Source organism: Elizabethkingia argenteiflava (assembly GCF_009904105.1).
GTDB classification, from domain to species: Bacteria; Bacteroidota; Bacteroidia; order Flavobacteriales; family Weeksellaceae; genus Elizabethkingia; species Elizabethkingia argenteiflava.
The window spans coordinates 1-2107 of sequence record NZ_JAAABJ010000283.1 but is presented as its reverse complement, the minus strand read 5'-3'; the positions used below and the strand labels follow the sequence as shown (position 1 = coordinate 2107).

2 protein-coding genes and 1 pseudogene are annotated in these 2107 nt (G+C 34.3%); 1 reads left to right on the top strand and 2 read right to left on the bottom strand.

Annotated features, from left to right (window positions below; translation table 11 throughout):
* Positions 1 to 151: 151 nt before the first annotated feature.
* A pseudogene (locus tag GNY06_RS15495) lies at positions 152 to 384 on the top strand (IS982 family transposase); the annotation flags it as partial.
* A 363-nt stretch (positions 385 to 747) separates the two neighbouring features.
* Here GNY06_RS15495 and GNY06_RS02885 read toward each other — a convergent pair.
* Both GNY06_RS02885 and GNY06_RS02880 read right to left on the bottom strand, forming a co-directional pair.
* The gene (locus tag GNY06_RS02885; protein WP_166518722.1) at positions 748 to 1323 is read right to left on the bottom strand and encodes a DUF2911 domain-containing protein; all 576 of its coding nucleotides are present in this window, start codon (positions 1321 to 1323) and stop codon (positions 748 to 750) included.
* A 29-nt stretch (positions 1324 to 1352) separates the two neighbouring features.
* The gene (locus GNY06_RS02880; protein WP_166518723.1) at positions 1353 to 1865 is read right to left on the bottom strand and encodes a methylated-DNA--[protein]-cysteine S-methyltransferase; all 513 of its coding nucleotides are present in this window, start codon (positions 1863 to 1865) and stop codon (positions 1353 to 1355) included.
* Positions 1866 to 2107: the final 242 nt, after the last annotated feature.

Sequence of the window (2107 nt, the reverse complement as noted above, 5' to 3'; positions counted from 1 at the left end):
TGTCTCCTGTGAAATACAGAGAAAAGGAAAAACAGAAACTTGCTGTTATAAATTAACAGAAAATAAATTGGGTACAATATGAAAAATTGTCTAATTTTAAATCGTACTAAAAAAGGGAAGCCTACAGATGGATTATTAATCTTTTAAATACATGAGCCATCTTATTCAAAGCTGCCAGATTATTTTAATACGGCTGTCGCCAGACAAATCAGGATTCCCAAATAGTCTGATCCGGAGCTTGTAGCTCTTAATATGACTGCAGAATATAGGTCTATTAACTCTGAATTACAAATATTTAGATGTATTTCGGGAACAGATTTGGAAGATAAAATAGAAAGAAGTGTATACAATAGAAGAAAAAGAAAACATTTCTGGTACATAGAGGGCTTATGGATTTTCTTCCCCATGATTTTATTCTATAGAAGGTATCCCCAATGAAAATATGATTATCACTTTCATCAAAATTATAGTAACGGCGGCTTACTTCCTAAAAACTCATTTGTAGCTTTCTCAATTATTTTAAAAGCACCCTCACTCTCGATAGTTTCCTGAAAAGAAGCTTTCAAAAAACGATCTCTTATAACGATCTTTTGTAGGGATGCTGTTCCCAGACTTTGGGATTAGACCTACTCATAATATACAGATTCAAAATCCCCTTACATCAAGGGGATTAATTGAAGTTTTTCATTTTCTAAAACAGGCTGAACCTAAAATGCATTGCTTATCTCTTTTGATTAGCATCTAATTCTATTTTCTTGATTTTTTTAGCTTGTCGGAAATCTTGATTACTGTATTCAGATTTGATGGCTTCAAAGGAATTTCTGCTTGTAGGTAATCCCATTTCAATACTAAATTAGCGGAGTTTTCATCCGTAGGATTCAAAGTAATTTCAAACCATTCCTGTTTATCTGCCAGCTTATTAACCGGTACTGTAACGTCTGCTACATCCTGTTTAGGATCGTATGTAAAAGAACCCCATTGCTGGAAATCTTTGTTGAGTATTACTTTCCATTCATTTTCTGTAGGAATGATAAATAGACCATATGTTCCTGCGGGAACAACTTTTACGCCAAAATGAACGGGTTGTCCAAAAGTAATTTTTGTACAAGAGTTAGCGCCTGCTCTCCAAACATGATCATAAGGAACAAGGTCTCCAAAAATTTTACGCCCTTTTACTCCCGGCCTTCCGTAGTCGATAGAGATTTCAGACATAGAAAACTGTTGTTCCACCTTCTGACGGGGACTTGTCGCAGGTACCGAATAATCTTGTGCAAAACTGAGTGCCGAAACTAAAATGCAAACTGTTGCTAATAACTTTTTCACGTGTAAATTTTTGTTTTAAATTACAAAAATCAAAATAAGATAGCTTTCTCTAATTCCAATAATTTTTGTTTTCTCCAGATTCCGCCTGCATAACCTACAAGCTCTCCATTGGAACCGATAACACGATGGCAGGGAATTAAAATAGCAATTTTATTAATTCCGTTAGCCGTTCCTACAGCGCGTATCGCCTTAGAATTTCCCAACAATTCGGATTGTTGTTTATAGGTTCTTATTTCTCCCATGGGAATCTCCCTCAGAAGTGACCAGACTTTTTCCTGAAATTCAGTTCCGGTAGTGAATATAGGAACATCAAAATGAAATTTTTTACCGTCAAAATACCCTTTCAGTTCTTCTTCCAGTTGCTTAAAATGAAGATGCTCTCTTTCTACAATTTCAGCATTCAATTTTTTTGATAAAGATCTAAGCTGTTTTTCAAGATTCTTTTGGTCCATGAATTCCAGTAAGCAAATTCCTTTATTCACGGCACAGACTATCATATCTCCCAGCGGAGTTTTTATCGTTTTCTGATAGATGATTTTCATTTGTTTAAAAGTAATCAATTTTTGACAATCATCGTTCTGTTTTTCAGGCTATTTAAAACTCTTTCTATCTGAGCCATATGCCGCGAGTTGTGATAAATAACAAAGCGTAATGTATTGTTGTAAACTCCCCCATAAATAGTACGACTATAATTTAGACAAAAAGTTTAAATTTAGGATTATATATTATGAAAAAGAAACAATTCAGTGCGAATCAGATTTCCAGTATTTTGAAAGAATTCGAT

Excerpts from the sequence above, each read along its gene's own strand:
- GNY06_RS02880 (WP_166518723.1), bottom strand. The coding sequence starts at position 1,865 with ATGAAAATCATCTATCAGAAAACGATAAAAACTCCGCTGGGAGATATG.